17 protein-coding genes are annotated in these 21,158 nt (G+C 61.9%); 14 read left to right on the forward strand and 3 right to left on the reverse strand.

Annotated elements, in window-relative coordinates; genetic code table 11:
- Window positions 1–377: 377 nt before the first annotated feature.
- On the forward strand, window positions 378–1,463 hold the full coding sequence (locus ABI660_RS17705) for an asparaginase (protein WP_348070530.1): 1,086 nt from the start codon (window positions 378–380) through the stop codon (window positions 1,461–1,463).
- Window positions 1,464–1,584: 121 nt separating this feature from the next.
- Here the strand turns inward: ABI660_RS17705 and ABI660_RS17710 are convergent, their stop codons facing one another.
- Both ABI660_RS17710 and ABI660_RS17715 read right to left on the reverse strand, forming a co-directional pair.
- Complete coding sequence (locus ABI660_RS17710; protein WP_348070532.1) at window positions 1,585–3,336, reverse strand: amidohydrolase family protein; 1,752 nt, start codon at window positions 3,334–3,336, stop codon at window positions 1,585–1,587.
- Window positions 3,317–4,192 (reverse strand): bile acid:sodium symporter family protein, encoded by an 876-nt coding sequence (locus ABI660_RS17715; RefSeq protein ID WP_348070534.1) that lies wholly within the window; start codon window positions 4,190–4,192, stop codon window positions 3,317–3,319. The genes ABI660_RS17710 and ABI660_RS17715 overlap by 20 nt, the downstream gene beginning before the upstream one ends.
- Before the next feature lie 304 nt (window positions 4,193–4,496).
- Here ABI660_RS17715 and glyQ point away from each other — a divergent pair, with 304 nt between their 5' ends.
- The 10 genes from glyQ (at window position 4,497) to ABI660_RS17765 (ending at window position 18,542) form a co-directional block, all read left to right on the forward strand.
- Window positions 4,497–5,402: a glycine--tRNA ligase subunit alpha gene (gene glyQ / locus ABI660_RS17720; RefSeq protein WP_348070536.1), complete on the forward strand. Its 906-nt coding sequence runs from the start codon at window positions 4,497–4,499 to the stop codon at window positions 5,400–5,402.
- Between the two features lie 28 nt (window positions 5,403–5,430).
- Window positions 5,431–5,964: a metal-dependent hydrolase gene (locus tag ABI660_RS17725; RefSeq protein WP_348070538.1), complete on the forward strand. Its 534-nt coding sequence runs from the start codon at window positions 5,431–5,433 to the stop codon at window positions 5,962–5,964.
- Window positions 5,961–8,072 carry a glycine--tRNA ligase subunit beta gene (glyS, locus tag ABI660_RS17730; RefSeq protein WP_348070540.1) on the forward strand — a complete coding sequence of 704 codons (2,112 nt, stop codon included), beginning with the start codon at window positions 5,961–5,963 and terminating at the stop codon, window positions 8,070–8,072. The genes ABI660_RS17725 and glyS overlap by 4 nt, the downstream gene beginning before the upstream one ends.
- A 13-nt stretch (window positions 8,073–8,085) precedes the next feature.
- On the forward strand, window positions 8,086–8,643 hold the full coding sequence (gene gmhB / locus ABI660_RS17735; RefSeq protein ID WP_348070542.1) for a D-glycero-beta-D-manno-heptose 1,7-bisphosphate 7-phosphatase: 558 nt from the start codon (window positions 8,086–8,088) through the stop codon (window positions 8,641–8,643).
- A gap of 85 nt (window positions 8,644–8,728) precedes the next feature.
- A complete protein-coding gene (locus ABI660_RS17740; protein ID WP_348070544.1) occupies window positions 8,729–9,478 on the forward strand; it encodes a lysophospholipid acyltransferase family protein in 750 nt (249 codons plus the stop codon).
- A gap of 33 nt (window positions 9,479–9,511) precedes the next feature.
- Complete coding sequence (locus ABI660_RS17745; protein ID WP_348070546.1) at window positions 9,512–10,522, forward strand: SprT family zinc-dependent metalloprotease; 1,011 nt, start codon at window positions 9,512–9,514, stop codon at window positions 10,520–10,522.
- Between the two features lie 138 nt (window positions 10,523–10,660).
- On the forward strand, window positions 10,661–11,104 hold the full coding sequence (locus ABI660_RS17750; protein WP_348070548.1) for a response regulator: 444 nt from the start codon (window positions 10,661–10,663) through the stop codon (window positions 11,102–11,104).
- A 352-nt stretch (window positions 11,105–11,456) separates the two neighbouring features.
- Window positions 11,457–16,157, forward strand: a complete 4,701-nt coding sequence (locus ABI660_RS17755) for a PAS domain S-box protein (protein WP_348070550.1) — start codon at window positions 11,457–11,459, stop codon at window positions 16,155–16,157.
- A 117-nt stretch (window positions 16,158–16,274) separates the two neighbouring features.
- Window positions 16,275–16,916, forward strand: coding sequence for a response regulator (locus ABI660_RS17760; RefSeq protein ID WP_348070552.1), 642 nt, complete (start codon window positions 16,275–16,277; stop codon window positions 16,914–16,916).
- A 36-nt stretch (window positions 16,917–16,952) separates the two neighbouring features.
- Window positions 16,953–18,542, forward strand: coding sequence for an ATP-binding protein (locus tag ABI660_RS17765; RefSeq protein ID WP_348070554.1), 1,590 nt, complete (start codon window positions 16,953–16,955; stop codon window positions 18,540–18,542).
- A 12-nt stretch (window positions 18,543–18,554) separates the two neighbouring features.
- On the opposite strand, the gene ABI660_RS17770 is transcribed toward ABI660_RS17765, so the two are convergent.
- Window positions 18,555–19,622 carry an MBL fold metallo-hydrolase gene (locus tag ABI660_RS17770; RefSeq protein ID WP_348070556.1) on the reverse strand — a complete coding sequence of 356 codons (1,068 nt, stop codon included), beginning with the start codon at window positions 19,620–19,622 and terminating at the stop codon, window positions 18,555–18,557.
- 111 nt (window positions 19,623–19,733) lie between these two features.
- On the opposite strand from ABI660_RS17770, the gene ABI660_RS17775 reads away from it, so the two are divergent.
- From ABI660_RS17775 to ABI660_RS17785, 3 genes are all read left to right on the forward strand, one after another.
- Entirely contained in the window at window positions 19,734–20,138 is a 405-nt protein-coding gene (locus tag ABI660_RS17775; protein WP_348070558.1) for a MerR family DNA-binding transcriptional regulator, read from the forward strand.
- 42 nt (window positions 20,139–20,180) lie between these two features.
- Window positions 20,181–20,642, forward strand: a complete 462-nt coding sequence (locus tag ABI660_RS17780) for a PaaI family thioesterase (protein ID WP_348070560.1) — start codon at window positions 20,181–20,183, stop codon at window positions 20,640–20,642.
- A 19-nt stretch (window positions 20,643–20,661) separates the two neighbouring features.
- The coding region (locus ABI660_RS17785) for an acyl-CoA dehydrogenase family protein (RefSeq protein ID WP_348070562.1) at window positions 20,662–21,158 on the forward strand (497 nt) is incomplete at its 3' end.

Genomic DNA, 21,158 nt, shown 5'->3' on the forward strand with positions numbered 1-21,158 from the left:
GCCGCACTCATGTTGCCGGTTTGCATGACCGCCTGGAAAACTTCAAGTTGCCTGAGATTCATGTCGCTGTAGGGGTGCAGCGCGGAGCTGTTGAGAGGGAATGCGGCGTGTGAACAGCTTGTTTGCGAGGGGTGTGAATTTTAGTCACACCCTGCGCCGCATTATGCATCGCCACCAGCTTCAGGCCTGCCTACCATGGGCCACCCGGAAGCTTTCCCGCAGTCCAGCTCGGTCACAAACCGTCGCGAACCGCCTTTCCAGAAGCTACCCGGGGCACTGAAAACCGCAAGAAAAACTGTGAAGCAATGAAACAGGACATGGCAAATGGCCTGTTCTTTGCGTGCGAGCTAGAACTATTAATCCCTGGAAGACATGACATGCAAATCAAACTGAAACTTGAAAAACTGGCCGCCGGCTTTGGGCTGGCATCTTTCGTGGCGCTGGGCACGCTGTCCGCTCCGGTTGCCGCGCAAACCAAACCCAATGTGGTGATTCTGGCCACCGGCGGCACCATTGCCGGTGCGGGTGCATCGGCCCTGAACAGCGCCACCTACGCTGCAGCCAAGGTGCCGGTTGACAAGCTGCTGGCTGGCTTGCCCGAACTGGCCAATGTGGCCAATGTGCGTGGCGAGCAGGTGGCGCAGATTGCCTCGGAAAGTTTCGACAACGAAACCCTGATGAAACTGGGAAAACGCGTCTCGGCCCTCGTCAAGCAGGCCGACGTGGACGGTATCGTCGTGACCCACGGCACCGACACACTGGAAGAAACCGCCTATTTTCTGAGCCTCGTGATCCGCACCAACAAACCCATCGTGGTGGTTGGCTCCATGCGTCCAGGCACGGCGCTGTCGGCCGACGGCGCGCTCAACCTGTTCAACGCTGTCAGCGTGGCTGGAAGCAAGGACGCCGCAGGCAAGGGCGTGCTGGTCACCATGAATGACGAGATCCAGAGCGGTCGCGATGTCACGAAGACCATCAACATCAAGACCGAGGCTTTCAAGAGCCAGTGGGGCCCGCTGGGCATGGTCGTGGAAGGCAAGAACTACTGGTTCCGCGCGCCGGTGAAACGCCACACCGCGCAGTCCGAGTTCAATATTGACGAGTTCGAGGCGCTGGCGCCGGTTGACATCGTGTACAGCTATGGCAACGTGCCGCGTACCCTGGTGGACACTGTGGGCAAGTCAGGCGTGAAGGCCCTGATCCATGGCGGCACCGGCAATGGCTCGGTGGCCAACCGTGTGGTTCCGGCCCTGCAGGAAGTGCGCGCCGCAGGTGTGCAGGTGATCCGCTCTTCACGCGTGCCTGATGGTTTTGTGCTGCGCAATGCAGAGCAGCCCGACGACAAGTACGACTGGGTGGTGGCGCATGATTTGAACCCGCAGAAGGCGCGCATCCTGGCCGCCGTGGCGCTGACCAAAAACCTCGACAGCAAGCAATTGCAGCGCGTGTTCTGGGAATACTGACATACGTCGGGCGCTCGGCATGCTATTGAAATAGTAGCTGCTGGTGCCGGTAAACAAAGGGCCGAAGGCACATTTGATTGTGCCTCCGGCCTTTTTTTCGTCCAAACCCCTTTTTTGGGCCTTATTTGCCGGCGCGCACCAGCCGCCCTGGCCGGGCCGCCGTCACTTCGCCTTCGCGGGCTACGCATTCGCCTGCGACCCATGTGCCAATGTAGCCCTGCGCCTTCTGCAGAAAACGCTTGCCGCCCGCAGGCAGGTCCCGCACCATTTGGGGTACGCCAACGCTTAATCGCGAAGGGTCGATGACGTTGATATCGGCACGCAGTCCGGGCGCCAGCAGCCCGCGGTTGCTCAGCCCCAGGTAGCGCGCATTGCGCGAGGTCATCATCTCCACGGCCTGCTCCAGCGGCAGGCGGTCCTGCGCGCGGTGCTGCACCCAGTGCGTGAGCATGAAGGTGGAAAAACTGGCGTCGCACACCGTGCCCACATGCGCGCCGGCGTCGCCCAGCCCGAACAGCGCGCGCGGATGGCCCAGCATTTGGCGTACGGCATCCAGCGAGCCCTGGTTGTAGTTGAAGATCGGGAAGTACACCAGCTTGCTGCCGTCGCCTTCGCTGAAATGGTCGTACAGCGCCTCCAGCGCCGTGGTGCCGCGCTGTTTGGCGCGCACCAGAAAACTCTGCATCACGTTGGGCTCGTAGTTCAGCGTGGCGTCCAGCGGAAACATGCGGCCCGCAATCATTTCGATACGCGCCAGCAGCATGTCCACCAGCGGCGGAATCGGCGTGCCGTCGCCCGCTAGGCGTTCCGATTTCTCGCCCAGGATGCGGGCTTTTCTCTCGGCAACCCGCATTGCTGCCGCACGCTCCGCGACTGGAAGCGCGGCGATTTCCTTGTAGCCCGGAAAACCCATGAAGGGGTGGAAACTGGCGTCCAGCCCGTTGATGACGCCGATGCCGCGCGCCGCCGTCTGCAGGTACAGCGGCAGGCCGCGCGCCACCGCGGCCTCCACCCGGGCCTGCATGGCCAGGTACTGCTCGCCGCCCGGGTCGCGCTGCAGCCAGCTCATGGACAGTGGGCGGCCGCTGGCTGTTGCGAGTTGTTCCACCAAATCAAACTCCGCGTCAAAGTTTTGCGGGCCCTGCATCAGATCGAAGTCGCTGACGACCTGTACCACGCCGTGTTGCAGGCCGGCAAAGGCCTGCGCAATGCCGGTCAGCTCCGCGGCGCCGGCAATCGACGCCGGTGTGTCGTGCCCTTCGGCCGTGCGGTGGTTGTCCGAGCGGCCAGTGGAGAATCCAGCAGCGCCGGCTTCAAGCGCTGCGCGCAGGTGGTCGTGCATGGCGGCGATGTCCTGCGCGCTCGCGGCTTCGCGCGCCTCGGCGCGTTCGCCCATTACCAGCATGCGCAGCGGGTCATGCGGCACCATGGCCAGAAAGTCCAGGCTGTGCGGCATGGCGTCCAGCGCGTTCAGGTAGTCGGCAAAACTTTCCCATGAAAACTTGACGCCCTCGGTGAGCGCCACGCCGGGAATGTCTTCCACGCCCTCCATCAGCTTGATCAACCGGTCTTCGCTGCCCGGCCGCAGCGGCGCAAAGCCGACGCCACAATTGCCCATCACCAGCGTGGTCACGCCGTGGTGAATGCTGGGGCTGAAGGTTTCGTCCCAGGTGGCCTGCCCGTCGTAATGGGTATGAATGTCCACAAAGCCGGGGGTGACCCAGGCGCCGCTGGCGTCCACCGTCTCACGCGCTGCCGCGGTGATGGTGCCGAGGTCCACAATGCGGCCGCCCTGCACGCCGACGTCGGCTACAAAAGGCGCGGCGCCGCTGCCGTCGACGATGGTGCCGCCTTTAATGAGCAAGTCGAGCATCTTTTCTCCTCCAGAACCAGACCAGCGACAGGCCACTCACGATATGCCAGATGCCCCACAGGCTGGCAATGATGACCATGCCCAGATCCGAATTGAACTGCACCGCAATGATGCCCAGCGCCAGGCCAGAGTTCTGCATGCCGCCCTCAATCATCACGGCGCGCCGGTCGCGCTCGCTCACACCCATGGCCTTGCTGGTGGCCCAGCCGAAGAACAGGCCGCAGGCGTTGTGCGCCATCACGATGGCCAGCATGGGCAGCAGGCCCAGCGTCAGCAACTGGCGCTCCTTGATCAGCCCGATCACGATGAAGGCCAGCAGGGCAAACAACGAAAAGTTGCCCAGCGGTTTCTGGATGCGCGCCGTCAGCGCAGGCAGTTTGTGCGAAAACAGCAGCCCCAATGCCATCGGCAGGGCCAGCAGCACAAACAAACTGATCCAGATGCCCGAGGGGTCGATGTCCAGCGTCTTGAGCCAACCGGCCGTGGCCGGGTTGGACGCCACCATCCAGCTGAAGTTGAACGGTGTGGCGACCAGCGCAATGATGCTGGCCACCGCCGAAACGCTGACCGACAGCGCGGTGTTGCCGCGGCCCAGGTGGGTGATGACATTGCTCAGGCTGCCGCCCGGGCAGGCGGCGACCAGAATCATGGCGGCTTCGACGTTGGGCGGCAAGTCAAGGGCCAGCGTGGCCAGCCAGGTGCCCACAGGCAGCAGGATGAATTGCGGAATCAGCCCGCAGATCACCGCTTTGGGTGTTTGCGCGACGCGCCTGAAGTCGTCCAGCTTCAGCTCCAGCGCGACCGAAAACACCATGGTGGCCAGCACCAGGCTCAGGATCAGTTGTTGGGTTGTCATGACAGTTTCCTCGTGCACTAGGAGCCTGTCGGACTTGGGGGGCCGTCGGCTGCAAATCGACCGCAGCGGTCCATTTTTCACCGTCTTTTTGTCCCATAGCTGGGCTATGGGCCTGCAAACCCGGCAAAAACTGTCCTCGCTGGGGCCGATTTTCGCTTTCGACGCCCCAAGCCCGACAGGCTCCTAGGGTAAACCGGAAAAAGCTCCGTAAAATCAAGGGTTTTCGCGGGTTCAGGCCCGTGCGGTCCTTTACCTGCGTTTACCTGCGCTTACCCGCGGCCACGCGTCGCGGCACACCCTACCTATGTTGACCTTTCAGCAAATCATCTTGAAGTTGCAGTCCTACTGGGACGCCCAGGGCTGCGCACTTTTGCAGCCCTATGACATGGAAGTCGGCGCTGGTACCTCGCACACCGCCACGTTTTTGCGCGCGCTGGGCCCGGAACCCTGGAAAGCCGCTTATGTGCAGCCCAGCCGCCGCCCGAAGGACGGCCGCTACGGCGACAACCCTAATCGCGGCCAGCACTACTACCAGTACCAGGTGGTTCTGAAGCCCGCACCTGCAAACATCCTGGAGCTTTATCTGGGCTCGCTCCAGGCGTTGGGCTTTGACCTGAAAAAAAACGACATCCGTTTTGTGGAAGACGACTGGGAGAACCCGACGTTGGGCGCCTGGGGCCTGGGCTGGGAGGTTTGGCTTAACGGCATGGAAGTCACGCAGTTCACATACTTTCAACAAGTTGGCGGTATTGACTGCAAACCCATCACCGGCGAGATCACTTACGGCCTTGAGCGGCTGGCCATGTACCTGCAAGGTGTGGACAGCATGTTTGACCTCAAATGGACAGACAACATCACTTATGGCGACGTATTTCACCAAAACGAGGTGGAGCAGTCGGCATATAACTTCGAGCACAGCGATGCCGACTTCCTGTTCGCTGCCTTCACGGCACATGAAAAGCAGGCCAAGCACCTCATCGAGGTGCAGCTCGCATTGCCGGCGTATGAGCAGGTTCTCAAGGCCGCGCACAGCTTCAACCTGCTCGATGCCCGCGGCGCCATCAGCGTGACCGAACGTGCCGCCTACATCGGCCGCATCCGTAACCTGGCCCGCGCCGTAGCACAAAGTTATTACGAAAGCCGCGAGCGTTTGGGCTTCCCGATGGCGCCGCGCGAGTGGGTGGAACAGATGACGAAGAAGGCGGCCTGAAGGTTCCCTCTCACTTTCTGCTGTTTTTATGCCAACCATCTTTTCCCATATCGCCGTCCCCGTTGCAGCCGCTGTGGCCTTGGGCAGCAAGCGGATACCGCTGTCCATGTTGCTGGCAGGCATGGTGGCGGCCATCCTTCCCGACTTCGACGGCATCGCTTTCAAGCTCGGCATTCACTATGGTGGTATTTGGGGGCATCGCGGCTTTACCCATACCTTGGGTTTTGCGCTCGTCGCGGGACTCATCGGCTGGTGGCTGGCGCGGCATTGGAAGCTGGCGCCGTGGCAAGGGTATGCGTGGATAGCGTTTTGCGTGTTTTCACATCCTCTGCTTGATACCCTCACCAACGGCGGCGTCGCCATTCCTCTGTACTGGCCGTTTTCCGACCAGCGATTTTTCAGCCCCTGGCGTCCCGTAGAGGTTTCGCCGGTCTCCTTTTCCAGATTTTTCACGCAACGTGGCGCTGACGTGTTGCTGAACGAGGTTCAAACCATATGGCTGCCGCTGATGGCGGCAGCCCTGGCAATTTTTGCCCTCCGACATTCCAGAAAAACCAAATGAACGCCTCCCAAAATCTTCTCGTTGAACTGTTTGTCGAAGAGCTGCCGCCGAAAGCGTTGAAAAAGCTGGGTGACGCTTTTGCGGGCGTGCTGTTTGAACAGCTCAAGGCGCAGGGACTGACCGCAGCCGATTCCGCGCTCACTTCCTTTGCTTCACCCCGGCGCCTGGCTGCGCATGTGACTGCTGTCGCAGCGCAAGCCGCCGACAAGGCTGTCTCGCAAAAATTGATGCCAGTTGCCGTGGGCTTGGATGCCACAGGCAAGGCCACGCCGGCGTTGCTCAAAAAGCTGCAAGCGCTGGGTGCTGACGCTTCAGCTGTGGCCGGCCTCAAGCGCGCACCCGATGGCAAGGCCGAAGCGCTGTTTTACGACAGCAATGTCAAAGGCGCCACATTGGTCGAAGGCCTGCAGAAGGCCTTGCTCGAAGCCATCGCCAAATTGCCGATTCCCAAGGTCATGACCTACCAGCTGGCTGACGGCTGGAGCGACGTGAAATTTGTGCGCCCCGCACACGGGCTGGTGGCATTGCACGGCAGCGATGTCGTGGCCATCGAGGCGCTTGGCCTGAAGGCCAGCAACAGCACGCACGGGCATCGCTTCGAGGCTGCCGTCGACCCTGTCGTGTTGAAGGATGCCGACAGTTATGCGGCCACGCTGAAAAAGGACGGGGCAGTGATCGCCAGCTTTACCGAGCGCAAGACCGAGATCGCCAAACAGCTGGCTGCGGCGGCTGCCAAAGTCGGTGGCGGCGTCAAGGCGATTGACGACGACGCGCTGCTCGATGAGGTGACTGCGCTGGTCGAACGCCCCAACGTGCTGGTCTGTGAATTCGAAAAAGAGTTTCTCGACGTGCCGCAGGAGTGCCTGATCCTCACGATGAAGGCCAACCAGAAATACTTCCCGCTGCTAGAAGCTTCCGGCAAGCTGAGCAACAAATTTCTGGTGGTCAGCAACATCAGCCCGGCCGATGCCAGTGCCGTGATTCAGGGCAACGAACGCGTGGTGCGTCCGCGTCTGGCCGATGCCAAGTTTTTCTTTGACCAGGACCGCAAGAAGACGCTGGCTTCCCGCGTGGCGGGGCTGGACAAGGTGGTTTATCACAACAAACTCGGGTCCCAGGGTGAACGCGTCAAGCGGGTGCGCGCCATTGCGGAAGCCATTGCCAATCGCGTAGACGTGACCTTGGTTGCAGCCGTGCAGCGCGCCGCTGAACTCGCCAAGACTGATCTGGTGACCGACATGGTGGGCGAATTTCCCGAGTTGCAGGGCATCATGGGCCGCTACTACGCGCTCAACGATGGCCTAAGCCAGGACGTGGCCGATGCGATCGAAGATCATTACAAGCCGCGCTTTGCCGGCGACGAGCTGCCGCGCAATACCGTCGGCGTCATCGTCGCGTTGGCTGACAAACTTGAAACTCTGGTTGGCATGTTCGGCATCGGCAACTTGCCGACCGGTGACAAGGATCCGTTTGCATTGCGTCGCCATGCGCTCGGCGTTGTGCGCATGCTGATCGAGCGCGAATCGCCGCTGCAGTTTCACGAACTCACGCGTCTGGCTTTCGGTGCCTTTCCTGCGGGCTTGCTGCAGGACAAGGCTGTTGAGCTGGACGAGTTCCTGATCGAGCGCCTGAAGGGCTATCTGCGTGAAGGTGGCTATTCGGTGGCAGAGGTCGACGCGGCGATTTATGCACAAAAGCTCGGCCTGTGGTCCACCCTTCCCAAGCGCCTTGCCGCCGTCCGCGCCTTTGCTGCGCTGCCCGAAGCACCAGCCCTGGCCGCCGCCAACAAGCGCATTAGCAACATCCTGAAGAAAGCCGACGCGGTTGATGCCCATGTCAGCGAGGTATTGCTCAAGGAACCTGCGGAAGTCGCTCTGTACGCCGCAATGCGCGACGTTGTGCCCAAAGCCAACGCCCAGTTCGAATCCGGCGACTACACCGCTTCTCTGCAATCGCTCGCGGCATTGCGCGCGCCCGTCGATGCCTTCTTCGACGGCGTGATGGTCAACGCCGATGAGATGGACTTGCGCCTGAACCGCCAGGGCCTGCTCAAAAGCCTGCATGACGCCATGAACCGCGTGGCCGACCTCTCCAAACTCGCCTCATAAACGAGCCTGCACCATGAAACTCGTCATCCTCGACCGCGACGGCACCATCAACAGCGACAGTGAAGACTTCGTCAAGACGCCCGAAGAGTGGGTGCCGCTGCCGGGTGCGCTCGAAGCCATTGCCCGGCTCAACCACGCGGGTTGGCATGTGGTGATTGCGTCCAACCAGTCGGGCCTGGGGCGCGGCCTGTTTGACGTTGGTTCGCTCAACGCCATGCACGCAAAAATGCACAAGATGCTGGCCGCTGTGGGCGGGCGTGTGGATGCGGTGTTTTATTGCCCGCACAGCCCGGAGGAAAGTTGCACCTGCCGCAAGCCTTTGCCCGGTTTGTTCGAGCAGATAGGCGCACGTTTTGGTGTGCCGCTTAAAGGGGTGCCGACCGCCGGTGATTCGGTGCGTGACTTGCTGGCGGGTGCTGCCGCAGGCTGCGAGCCGCACTTGGTGTTGACCGGCAAATCTGCGCAATACCAGAATGGCGGCCAGCCCGAAGGTCTGCCGGCCGGCACGCGGCTGCATGCTGACCTGCCGGCTTTTGTAGAACACCTGCTGAGTCGCGGTGCAGCGGCGTGATGCTATAAAAAATGTAGCTTCTCGCACCCGTGTTTAAAGGGCCAGGGCCATAAAACATCATGAAAAACGACAAAAAAGACTCTCTATGCTGCTGATCCGATCCGTTCTGCACCTGTTGTGGATGATCCTCACCGTGATCCCGTGGGCGCTGGCTGTGCTGGTTTTTTCGCTGTTCGGCAGCAGCACGCAAATTTATTGGATGTGTGCGGGCTGGCTGCGCCTGGCTGTTACTGGCGGCACGGTGATCCTTGGCATCAAAAACCGAGTGACCGGCATGGAAAACCTGCCTTCGGGCGAGACCAGTGCCGCCGTGTTGCTGGTCAAGCATCAAAGCACCTGGGAGACTTTTTCCATGGTGACCCTGATGCCGCATCCGCTGGCCTTTGTGTTCAAGCGTGAGTTGCTTTATGTTCCCTTCTTCGGCTGGGCCATGGCGCGTATGGACATGATCCACATTGACCGCAGCCAGCGCGCGCAGGCTTTCAACAAGGTGGTGGAGCAGGGCCGCCGCCTGATGAGCCAGGGCGTCTGGGTCATCATGTTTCCCGAAGGTACGCGCATCGAGCGCGGACAAAAAGGTGTCTACAAGAGCGGCGGCACGCGACTGGCCATCGAAACTGGCGCGCCGGTGATTCCGGTGGCCGTCACCTCGGCCAAGTGCTGGCCGCGCAAGGCTTTCATCAAGAAACCGGGCATCGTGGACATTTCCATCGGCAAACCCATCAGCAGCGCGGGCCGTAAGCCTGAGGAACTGATGCGCGAGGTTGAGGCCTGGATAGAAACCGAGATGCGGCGGCTGGACCCCGAGGCCTATCCTGAAACCGCTGCCGCTTGATGGCTGGCGTGTTAAAAAGCTACACTGGTTAGCATGCAACGGCTTCTTCAGTTCACGCTGGACCTCTTTGACCTGGAGCCAGCCCGTTCCACGGCAGATTCGACAGAAAAAACCCAGAATTTCAAGCCAAATAAGCTTCCAGCCCTTGCTGAGCCTGCGTCAGAGGCTATTGAAAGCATAGCGTCTGAGCAAAACCACCCCCCTGCCCAGACCCTGGAGCAATTGCTGGCGCCGGCCACTTACCGTCACCCCGCCGCCTCACGCGAGGCCCTGCTGGAGGGCACGGTGGTGGGTTACCAGTTCCGGCGCGGCAAGCGCCGCACCATTGGGTTTTCGGTCGGTGCTGAGGGGCTGGTCGTCAGCGCCCCCAAGTGGGTGCCTCTGTATGAAATAGACAAGGCGGTCCAGGAAAAATCCGGCTGGATCGTCAGAAAGCTGCAGGAAACCCGTGCCCGGCACGACCGGCTGGAGTCGGCGCGTATCGAATGGAAAGACGGCACGACCCTGCCTTTTCTCGGCGAGCCAGTAATTGTGGTGATCGACCCGCGGCACGCTTTTGGTGGCGTGGGTGGTGAACTTAAAAACAACGGTATGCCCGGGGCCGTGCTGCACACCGGCGCTGACGCGCCTAACAACAGCTTGCCAGGGGTGGCCAAGCTGACCCTGCACATCGCTCTGGCGCATGACGCAACGCCCGAACAGATACGCGACTCCGTGCAGGCCTGGCTAATGCGTCAGGCCAAACGCATCTTTACCGAACGCCTCAACCATTTTGCGCCGCACCTGGGCGTGCAGTGGCGCAAGCTCAGCCTCAGCAGTGCCGGCACCCGCTGGGGCAGCGCCAGCGCCGATGGCGCCATCCGGCTGAACTGGCGCCTTATTCACTTCAAACAGTCGGTGATTGACTACGTGGTGGTGCACGAATTGAGCCATCTTCGTGTGATGGACCACAGCCCGCGCTTTTGGGACACTGTGCGCACGGTGGTTCCGGACTACGCCGAACTGCGCAACCAGTTGAAAGAGGAAGCCGTCCCAAGGTGGTAGCACGGAAAAGCCTGAAATTCAGGTGTTCGTGAGAAAAGTCAGGAAACTTTCATATGTCGCTGGACAATCATGTAAATTTCTGTAATATGACAAATATGATGAAAGTGACAGCTTCAAACGCTGAAAGCAAAGGTTTTTATGAATGACAAGCCCATTCTTGTAGTTGAAGACAATCCTGATCATCTGGAACTCACCGTATTGACGCTTCAGGAGCAGGGGGGGGCCGATACAACCATTGTCACGGCGCGCGACGGTGCGGAGGCGCTGGATTACCTGTTTGGCCAGGGCGTTCATGCTGGCCGCGACACGCAGAAGCAGCCCGCTTTTGTGCTGCTCGACATGAAGCTGCCAAAGCTCTCGGGTCTGGATGTGCTGCGCAGCCTGCGCAGCAACCCGCTGACGGCACTGGTTCCGGTGGTCATGCTGACTTCCTCAAGCGAGCAGTCCGACATCATTGCCTGCTACCAGAGCGGCGCCAATGGCTTCGTGCGCAAGCCCGTCGATTTCGGAGACTTCACCGAAAAACTCAGCCGCCTGCAGGATTACTGGTTGCGGGTCAACGAGTCTATCGCCTCGGCCTGACGGCCCGCAAGCCGGCCGCTGTGACAGGCCGGCACCCGCGCACGCGGGGACAAACGCTTGCGGTTCATCGCAGCGTATGAATTACAGTCGGGTGGTCCTACTGAAATCGGCAGTTGTCTGTCTACTTCAGCAACATGGCCCGCATGAACACTGACCTGTCCTTTCTTGACCCCCTTGAGGATTCGGGTAAGCGCCTGCCGCGCCCGGTTCCGCCGCCCAGGCCCGGCCTGGAACCGCAGCGCGCGCCCGCCTGCCAACGATTACGCCAATACCCTTATTCGCCCAGCGGCTCCATGACTGCCTGTTCCACCGGAGCCGATCACGGTTTCCGGCTTGAACGGTGGAATGCCGCATGAAATTCCCGCTCAGCTTGCGCACGCGCATTGCCCTGCTGGTGGTGGTAGCCATAGTTCCGTTGTTCGGCATGTCGATTTTCAAGGCGCTGCACAATGCCGACGCCGAGCTGGAGCGCAGCAAAGTCAACCTGCAATTTGCCGCTTCGCTGGCCGCTGCCGGCCAGGAGCGCACGGCCGATTCCGCGCGACAGGTGTTGTCGGTGATTGCGTCCTTGCCGGGCTTGCAGGACGGTAGCGGCAACTTCGACTGCAACCGCTATTTTTCAGACCTGATCCGGCAGCTTCCCGAATACGCCAATGTGGGTCTTCTGGGGCTGGACGGCCACACCCGTTGCCACGCCCTGGGCAGTGACAAAAAAGCTTTTCTGGGCGACCGTGCCTATTTTCGTGATGCCATTGCCCAGCGCCGCTTTGTCGCCGGTACCTATGCTGTCGGGCGCCTTGTCGGCAAACCTCTCCTGACCTATGCGCAGCCTGTGACAGACCCGGACGGCAAGGTCTCGGGGGTTGTGTTCGCGTCCTTTGACCTGGCCAGAATGGCCGAGTCCATTGCCACGATACAGCTGCCCCCCGGCGCCGCGCTGGGGATCCAGGACCGCGAGGGCACCCTGCTCGCAGGGAAGCCCGCGCTTCCCATCAAGGTGGGAGAAAAGGTTCGCAGCCAGGTGTTGCTGGAAGCGGTCAAAAATATGAGCACGGGCGTCCGCGAAGGCCTCGACGGCACAGGCCGCGACCGCCTGTGGGCATTCATGCCGAGCAACCCGCACGCGGAAGCGGCGGTGTTTATTTCGGTCAGCATGGACCGCGACCTGATCATGGCGCCCGGCCAGCGCCAGCTGTGGCTTGAACTGACCGCCCTGGTGCTGGTGGCCCTGTTGGGTGGCTGGGTGGCGTGGATGATTGCCGGCCGCGCCATTGTGGCCCCGGCTCGGCAACTGCTGCACGCGACCTGGAGGCTGGAAAAAGGGCACCTGGATGCGCGTATACCGGTCGATCCGAACGACACCCAAAGCGAATTTTCGGGCATCGCGGCTGGCTTCAACCTGATGGCGGATTCCCTCGAGCATCGCGAACGGGTCCTGCAGAATGAACTGACGCGAAACCGCCAGGCCTACGCCACGCTGGAGCTGACGATCAACAGCATGCAGGAAGGGCTGATGGCGGTCGATGCTGCCGGGCGGCTGCTGCTGATCAACGAAACCGCGGCGCGGTTTTTTGCCATTGACGACATGTCGCTGGTGCTGGCTCCGCAGTGGCCGCAGCGGCAAGGGCTTTTTGTGCCGGGCACGCAGACGCTGTACGCCTTCGACGAGTTGCCCCTTTTCAAGGCCCTGCAGGGCGAAAGCGGAGGGCCGCTGACCGTGCTGATGCGCAATGACCGGGAGCCTGCAGGACGGCTGATCAACTGCACCTACCGGCCCATGGAAGAAGCCGGTGGCATTGTCGGGGCGCTGATGGTGTTTTCCGATGTCACTGACATGGAACGGCTGCAACTGGAGCAGACGCGCGGTTACGAGGCGCTGCGCGAGGCCCAGCGCAAGTTGCTCAACGCGCAGCGCCTGGGACGCATCGGTAACTGGGAGCGGAACCTGCGGACCGGCCAGGGCTGGTGGTCGGACGAGGTGTACGAACTGTACGGGCTGGCTAAAGAAGACTTCGACCCCAACGCGGACACCGTGATCGGGATGATCCATCCGGATGACCGGCCCGACTACCTGCGTTTGCGCGATACAGCGACAAGGGAAGGCAAACCCCTGGATACCGAATACCGTGTCGTGCTGCCCGACGGCAAAATTCGCTGGATACACCAGCACGGCGAGACCCAGACTGATAGCTCGGGCGCGGCCATTTTGCGTGCCGGTGTGGTGCAGGACATCACGGCGCGAAAACTCGCGGAGCAGGCCGCCACCCATACCATGGAGCTATTGAAGCGCACTGGCGAAATGGCAAAAATCGGTGGCTGGGAAGTTGTTCTTGCCGACATGCGGGTGATCTGGTCCGAGCAGGTTTACCGCATCCACGAGATGGACCCGGGCGTTCCGGTCAGTGTCGATGCGACGCTGACGTGTTACGTCCCCGAGGCGCAGGCCGTGATAAGCGCCGCCGCGCGGGCTGCCGCGGAGCACGGCATACCCTGGGACCTGGAGTTGCCCATGGTGACCGCCAAAGGCCGGCGCATCTGGGTCAAGACCCAGGGGCGCGCCTTGTGGGAAGACGGCAAGATCATGCGCGTTGTGGGGGCGCTTCAGGACATCAGCGAGAAACACGCGTCGGAAGAACAATTGCGCCTGCTCGAAACGGCCATTTCCCGGCTCAACGACATCGTGCTGATCACCGATGCCGAGCCGCTTGACGCGTCGGGGCCGCGTATTGTTTTTGTCAACGATGCGTTTGAGCGCCGCACCGGCTACAGCCGTGAAGAGGTGCTGGGCCGGTCCCCACGGCTGCTGCAAGGCCCGAACACGCAGCGTGCCGAACTCGACCGCATAGGCGCAGCGTTGCGGAGCTGGCAGCCCGCGCGCGGCGAACTGATCAACTACACCAAGGACGGGAAGGAGTTCTGGATAGAGCTCGACATCGTCCCGATTGCGGATGGCAAGGGGCAGTTTACCCATTGGGTGTCGGTGGAACGAGACGTCACGCACCGCAAACTCGCCGAGCAGGCCCTGGTCAACAGCGAACGGCGCTATGCCGTCTTGTTCAAGGCGGCGCCTGTGCCGATGTGGATTGTCGATGCGCGGACCCAGATGTTTGTCGCGGTCAACGAGGCCTGCACCCAGCGTTATGGCTACACGCACGACGAGTTCATGGGCATGACCATCTATGGCATCCGTTCCGAGGAGGAAGGCCGCCGTATCAGGGCCGAGATTAGCAAAGGCGTCCGGGCAGACGTCAATCGGCGCCTGCACCGCAGCAAGGACGGCATTGAATTCCATGTGGAGACGATTTCCCGCACCATCCAGTACGAGGGCCAGGACGCGCGCTTTGTCGTCGCGCTGGACATGACGGCCCAGATGAAAGCCGAAAAGAACGTGCAGGACTACTTGTTGACGCTGGAACATGCGGCCGATGCCACGCAGGCCATCACCCGCCACCGCACCGTTGAAGCCACGATGCAGGAAACGGTGGACCAGGCACGGGCTGTCGTGGGCGTGCACCTGGCGGTGGTGAGCCTGACCGTTGCTGGCGCCGGGCAGTCACGCACAATCAACGCGGTTTCGCACTCCGACAAATATGCCAACTGCCGGGATTTTGTGCGGTTCTCGCATGGCTGCGGTCTTTATGCGGAGGTCGTCGAGTCCAACCACCCGATGCGGCTGACCCAGCCCGAACTCGAGGCCCATCCACGCTGGACCGGTTTTGGCAATGACCCCGGTGCCAACCCGCCCATGCGGGGCTGGCTGGCGGTGCCGCTGACGGGGCGCAACGGAGAAAACATCGGCCTGCTGCAACTCAGTGACAAATACGAGGGCGACTTCACGCTGCAGGACCAGTATGTGAGTGTCGAGCTTGCGCAACTGGCGTCCATTGCCATCGAGAACGCCAGGCTTTTCGAGCAGGTCCAGCAGCTCAACCAGGGGCTGGAAGAGAAAGTCGCCGAACGAACCTCCGCCCTGGCGCGGCAAGAGGCCCTGTTCCGGGCGCTGGCCGAGCAGGCCCCACAGGTGGTCTGGAATGCCGATGCCGAAGGCCACATGACTTACGTGAACCGCAAGTGGTACGAGTTGATGGGGGGCACGTCGGCGGACTGGATGGGGACCAAGTGGCTGGAAGCCATCCACCCCGACGATCTGCCCGCCCTGTCCGCCAGCTGGGAGTCGTCGCGCCAGAGCCTGCAGCCCTACGAGGGCATGCGGCGCGTGCTGGCCACGGACGGCACCTACCACACCATGGCTTACCGCGGCTCCCCGGTGCTCGATGAAAAAAGCGGTGAAGTCCTGTTCTGGGTCGGCATCGATGCCGATGTCACGGAGATCAAGGCTATTGAATCCGCCCTGCGCCTGTCCAACCAGGAACTCGAAGCCTTCTCCTACTCGGTCTCGCATGACCTGCGTTCGCCGCTGAACACGATCGACGGCTTCAGCCGTCTGCTGGCCAAGCAGCTGGATGCCGGCCAGTCGAGTGAGAAAGTCCAGCACTACCTGGCGCGCATCCAGGCGGGTGTGGCGCAGATGGGGCGGCTGATCGAAGACCTGCTGTCGCTGGCGCAGGTCACGCGCATGCAGTTGCGCCATGAAACGGTGGACCTCAGCGCCATTGCACATGAAATAGCCGACGAATGCCGGGGCCGCAACCCCGAACGCGTGGCCAGCATTCACATTGAAGAGGGCTTGCAGGTTCAGGGCGACGGGCGGTTGGTCCGGGTGGTGATGGAAAACTTGCTGGGCAATGCCTGGAAGTTTTCTTCCCAGCAAGCCCATGCGGATATACGGGTGGGGCGCACCACCGACGCTGCCGGGCTGCCGGTGTTTTTTGTGCAGGACAATGGGGCGGGTTTTGACATGGCCTACGCCGACAAGCTTTTCAATACTTTCCAGCGGTTGCACGCCGTGGCTGAATTCCCGGGCACCGGCATAGGGCTGGCCACCGTGAGCCGCGTGATCAGCCGCCACGGCGGCCAGGTCTGGGCCCAGGCCGAACCCGGCAAGGGCGCCACCTTCTTTTTCACCCTGCCTGGCGCCGCCCCGGCAAGCTAATGCGGAGATTGGTGACTCCTTGTAAGAGTATCTTCGAATTGATAGGCCGCCAAGCTAATTGATTAAATCCCTGAAATTGGTTAAATTGCGGGGATGTAACTTTGAATGAGTGTTTATATGCCACGTGAACCCCAAGCCTTCGAAACAGCCATCACCGCGAGCGATTTTTCCAGTGACGACTATTGCGGCACCACCTATGCCGCCAAACTGCTGGGCCTGTCAGTGGCCACGGTGCAGTCCCTGGTCGAGAAGGGGGAAATCGACGCGTGGAAAACGCTGGGTGGGCACCGCCGGCTATCGCTGCGTGCCATCAACAATTACCTGCTCAAAAACAGTCCGCAGCGGGCGCAGGTGGACGCCGATCCGCGCAATCGCCTGAGCGTGCTGGTGGTGGAAGACGATGAAGCTACCTGCGAGCTCTACAAGGCTCAATTCGACGATTGGAACATGGCCGTCGATTGCAGCTTCATGCCGTCCGCCCTGGAAGCCTTGATGGACATTGCCAGCATGCGGCCCGACCTCCTGATCACCGACCTGAACATGCCGGGCGTTGATGGCATGGAGATGCTGCGCGCGCTCAAGCGCAACCAGCAACTGCTAGCCATGCAGATCCTGGTCATCAGCGGCTTGCCCAGGGAAGCCATTGCGGAAAGAGGTGGCCTGCCGCCGAACTCGCACTACCTTGAAAAGCCGATCAATTTCGACTGGCTGCATGGCTACGTCACGGCACTCCTGGTGGCCAACCGCAAATGGCGCTAGAGCGGCCGCTCTCCAGCGTCTGAAACAGGCCCGGACTTGGCTCCGTTGACCGCATTCAAGGCCTGGCTGAAGTCGCGGGCTGGAGGGCGGCAAAGGCCGGCACCGGGATCCGCGGACGCGGCTGACAACGAGGCGCGCAATGCAGGGGCCTTGCAGGCCGGCCTGGAGCTGACGTCCGAAGGCATCATCCTGCTCGATGGCGATGGCCGGGTGGTGGCGTTCAACAGTGGCGCCCATGCGCTGGCGCATGCCGCGCTGGCCGACATGCGCGGTGCCGATTTCTGGGACGCCGTTCCCGAAGACGTTGCAGAAAGCCATCGCAGCGCCGCCGAGGAGGCGCTACAGGAAAGCGGAACCCATCGGTTTGTGGCGCGCCATCCGTTTGAAGACCAGTGGGTCGAATATTGCCTACGCCAGCATGCGGAGGGCCTGCTGGTGACCCTGAGGGACGTCAGCGCGGCCCACCGGGCCGTACGCCAGCTGCGGGAGAGCGAGTCCTGCAACCAGGCCTTGTTTGATGTCCATCCGCAGGCCATGTGGCTGTTTGACGTGGGCTCCGGCCATGTCCTGGCGGCCAACAAGGCCGCCGCCGCCCTTTACGGCATGACGCAGGACGAGCTCGCGGCACTTTTCGCGGCGGGACTTTTCCCCGAGGGCGAAGGTGCTGCTGTGTTGGCCTCCCTGCCGGTGGGTGATTTCCACGGCGAATTGCGGCTTTGCACGCAGAAGAAGGCCGATGGCCAGCCCATGCTGGTGGAGCTGGCCTGTGGCAGCGTGCAGTGGCAGCTGCGGCCGGCCGTGATGGTCAGTGTCACCGACGTGGGTGCGCGCCATCTCGCCGATGCGCACCTGCAGCGTATCAACGAGGAGCTCGAGCTGCGTATCGGCCAATGCACCGATGAACTGCGGCGCAGCCGCAACGAACTCGATGCGTTCACAAGCGCAATGCTGCACGATCTGAAAGCCCCTTTGCATGTCATCCATGGTTTCGCCAGCACTCTTGCGGACCGTTACGCCGCCACCTTCGACGCGCAGGGCCGGCACTATCTGGCCCGCATCCAGGCAAGCACCCACCAGCTCGCCCGGCTGATGGATGACGTGCGCACCCTCGCTTATCTGCCGCACATGCTGATGGCGCCGGAATGGGTAGATCTGGCCCCGGTGTGCCAGCGCCTGATTGACGATTTGCGCAGGCGCGAGCCGGGCCGGCAACTGGTGCTCGAGATGGAGCCTTCCTTGCCCCTGTTCTGCGACAAGAAGTTGCTGGTCACCGCGCTGGCCTGCCTGCTCGACAACGCCTGGAAGTTCACCTCCCGCAAGGAGCAGAGCTGGATCCAGGTGGGTTTGAAGGCAGACCCCATCACCGGTGACCTCGTGCTGCAGGTCTCCGATAACGGCGTTGGTTTTGACGCCGCTTATGTGGGCAAGCTGTTTACCGCCTTTCAGCGCCTGCATTCCTCTGCCGACTTTCCTGGCAGCGGACTCGGCTTGGCGATTGTCAGGCGCGTGGCGCAACTTCATGGCGGGCAGGCCTGGGCTTCCTCTGCGGAGCAAGGCGGGGCGAGCTTTTTCATGTCCCTGCCGCAAGGCGCCGGCCTCCCCGTGCCGGACAGCCCCCCGGCCTGACGCGCCGCCGGCTCAGGCCGTGTGGAAGCGGTAAATACCGTCCGCGCCCAGCTGGCGTTGCAGTTTGCCCTCAAACCACAGCGTATGCAGATGCGCCACAGCTTCACCCAGGGCGAAGGTGGTCTGGTGCAGGTCCAGCGGGCGCTTGAACATCACCGGCAGGATGTCTGCGCCGCTGCAGGGGCTGGCACTGCAAGCCTCCATCACTTCCGCCAGCCGGTCGCGGTGGTGGTCATGCAGCTGTGCAATCCGCGTGTGCAGGCCCTGGAAGGGTTTGCCGTGCGAGGGCAGGGTCAGCGTGTCCTTGTGCAACGGCATAAATTTGTCGATCGACTGCAGGAACAGCGTCAGCGGGTTGGACTCCGGCTCCGTGTCGTAAACGCTCACATTCGTCGAGATGCGCGGCAGGATCATGTCGCCGCTGATCAGTGTGTGTATCTCGGCGCAGTGCAGCGCCATATGCTCCGGCGCATGGCCGTAGCCGCTGATGCAGGTCCAGCTGCGCCCGCCAATGGCAATGGCCTGGCCGTCCATCAGGCGGTGAAAGCGGCCGGGAACTGCCGGCACCAGACCAGGGTAGTAGTTGGCGCGCGCCCTGATTTTTTCCAGCGACTCTGGATCGGTCAGCCCGTGCGAGGCAAAGAAAGCGGCCGCACTCTCACCGCCGAAGCCGGTGCTGTTCTGGGTGCTGAGGCGCGCCGTGTGGTAGTCGGTGGAGCTGATCCATAGCGGCGCGTTCCAGCGTTCGCACAGCCAGTGCGCCAGTCCGATATGGTCCGGGTGCATGTGGGTCACGATCACCCGCAGGATGGGCAGGCCTTCCAGCTCACCGGCAAAAATCTGTTCCCATTGCGCCTTCGATTCGTCCTTGCTGATGCAGCAGTCCACGACTGTCCAGCCCTGCAGCGGGCCTTGCGGACCCGGCAGCTCGTCGCGCAGCAGCCAAAGGTTGATGTGGTCCAGCGCGAAAGGCAAGCGCATGCGCAGCCACTTGACGCCGGGCGCCACCTCCAGGGCGCCGCCCGACGGTGGCAGGTCATCGCCAAAGGGGTAGTGCAATTGGGATTCCTGTGCATTCATCTTGTAAGATCACCGGTTGGATTGACGTTTACGTTAACGTAAGCTGGTTCCTGCATTACACCTGAATTACCGAGCGGCTACACGAGGGCCCTGTCACCAGGGTTTCACCACATGGCAACCACGACCACGCACTCCATCAGCGATCTGGCCAAAGAGTTCGACCTGACCACACGCGCCATCCGTTTTTACGAGGACATGGGCCTGCTGCAGCCGCAGCGTGAAGGCCCGGGCGGGCGCAACCGCGTGTACAGCGCGCGTGACCGAACCCGGCTCAAGCTCACGCTGCGCGCCAAACGTCTGGGCCTGAGCCTGACGGAAGCCAAGGAAATCATCGACACCTACGACAGCCCGCGCGACACCGGTCCGCAGCTCAAGAAATTCCTTGCGGTGCTGGCCCAGCACCGCAAGCAGCTCGAGGAGCAGATGGCCGACCTGCAGGCCAACCTCGACGAGGTGAAAGTGCACGAGAAGGAAGCCCGCGCCCTGCTGGCCAAGACGGCCAAAACTGCAAAATAAGCCATAATTGACGTTTACGTAAACGTCAATCAGGAGCCGGTCATGGAATCCCCCCAGTTCGAGCCCCGCGACCCCGGCTACGCGGACCGTGTGAAGGACAGTTTTGCACGCCAGGGCGCCATGGGCACCCTGGGCGCGTCGCTGGGGAGTATTGAGCCCGGCCGCGTCGTCATCGAGCTGCCCTGGGCCGCCGGCCTGAGCCAGCAGCACGGCTTTCTGCACGCCGGCATGGTGGCCACCGCGCTCGACTCGGCCTGCGGCTACGCCGGCTTCACGCTGATGCCGGAGGGCGCCGGCGTGCTGACCATCGAATACAAGATCAACCTGCTGGCGCCCGCCAAAGGCCAGCGTTTCCGCATGGTGGGCCAGGTCATCAAGCCCGGCCGCACCATCACTGTGACCGAAGGGCGGGCTTATGCCATCGACGACGGCCGCGAAAAACTCATTGCCACCATGGGCGCCACGCTGATGACCGTCACCGGCCGTGACGACGTGAAAAATTGAACCCACCAAGGAGACTTTCATGAACAACCTGCCCGGACTCAACTTCCAGCTCGGTGAAGACATTGACGCGCTGCGTGACGCCGTGCGTGAATTCGCCCAAGCCGAAATCGCGCCGCGCGCCACTGAAATCGACGCCAACGACCAGTTCCCCATGGACCTCTGGCAAAAAATGGGCAGTCTCGGCGTGCTCGGCATCACCGTCAGCGAGGAATATGGCGGCGCCAACATGGGTTACCTGGCGCACATGATCGCCATGGAAGAAATCAGCCGCGCCAGCGCCTCCGTCGGGCTGTCTTATGGCGCGCACAGCAACCTGTGCGTCAACCAGATCAAGCGCAACGGCACCGAAGAGCAGCGCAAGAAGTACCTGCCCAAGCTGATCAGCGGCGAACACGTGGGTGCGCTGGCCATGAGCGAGCCGGGCGCCGGCAGTGATGTCATCAGCATGAAACTCAAAGCCGAGGACAAGGGCGGCTACTACCTGCTCAACGGCAGCAAGATGTGGATCACCAACGG

It is taken from the genome of Polaromonas sp. (assembly GCF_039930745.1).
Taxonomy (GTDB): domain Bacteria; phylum Pseudomonadota; class Gammaproteobacteria; order Burkholderiales; family Burkholderiaceae_C; genus Polaromonas.

What these genes read in the sequence shown, in the direction of transcription:
- ABI660_RS17705 (WP_348070530.1), top strand. Translation starts at nt 378, where the DNA reads ATGCAAATCAAACTGAAACTTGAAAAACTGGCCGCCGGCTTTGGGCTG.
- ABI660_RS17710 (WP_348070532.1), bottom strand. Translation starts at nt 3,336, where the DNA reads ATGCTCGACTTGCTCATTAAAGGCGGCACCATCGTCGACGGCAGCGGC.
- ABI660_RS17715 (WP_348070534.1), bottom strand. Translation starts at nt 4,192, where the DNA reads ATGACAACCCAACAACTGATCCTGAGCCTGGTGCTGGCCACCATGGTG.
- glyQ (WP_348070536.1), top strand. Translation starts at nt 4,497, where the DNA reads ATGTTGACCTTTCAGCAAATCATCTTGAAGTTGCAGTCCTACTGGGAC.
- ABI660_RS17725 (WP_348070538.1), top strand. Translation starts at nt 5,431, where the DNA reads ATGCCAACCATCTTTTCCCATATCGCCGTCCCCGTTGCAGCCGCTGTG.
- glyS (WP_348070540.1), top strand. Translation starts at nt 5,961, where the DNA reads ATGAACGCCTCCCAAAATCTTCTCGTTGAACTGTTTGTCGAAGAGCTG.
- gmhB (WP_348070542.1), top strand. Translation starts at nt 8,086, where the DNA reads ATGAAACTCGTCATCCTCGACCGCGACGGCACCATCAACAGCGACAGT.
- ABI660_RS17740 (WP_348070544.1), top strand. Translation starts at nt 8,729, where the DNA reads ATGCTGCTGATCCGATCCGTTCTGCACCTGTTGTGGATGATCCTCACC.
- ABI660_RS17745 (WP_348070546.1), top strand. Translation starts at nt 9,512, where the DNA reads ATGCAACGGCTTCTTCAGTTCACGCTGGACCTCTTTGACCTGGAGCCA.
- ABI660_RS17750 (WP_348070548.1), top strand. Translation starts at nt 10,661, where the DNA reads ATGAATGACAAGCCCATTCTTGTAGTTGAAGACAATCCTGATCATCTG.
- ABI660_RS17755 (WP_348070550.1), top strand. Translation starts at nt 11,457, where the DNA reads ATGAAATTCCCGCTCAGCTTGCGCACGCGCATTGCCCTGCTGGTGGTG.
- ABI660_RS17760 (WP_348070552.1), top strand. Translation starts at nt 16,275, where the DNA reads ATGCCACGTGAACCCCAAGCCTTCGAAACAGCCATCACCGCGAGCGAT.
- ABI660_RS17770 (WP_348070556.1), bottom strand. Translation starts at nt 19,622, where the DNA reads ATGAATGCACAGGAATCCCAATTGCACTACCCCTTTGGCGATGACCTG.
- ABI660_RS17775 (WP_348070558.1), top strand. Translation starts at nt 19,734, where the DNA reads ATGGCAACCACGACCACGCACTCCATCAGCGATCTGGCCAAAGAGTTC.
- ABI660_RS17780 (WP_348070560.1), top strand. Translation starts at nt 20,181, where the DNA reads ATGGAATCCCCCCAGTTCGAGCCCCGCGACCCCGGCTACGCGGACCGT.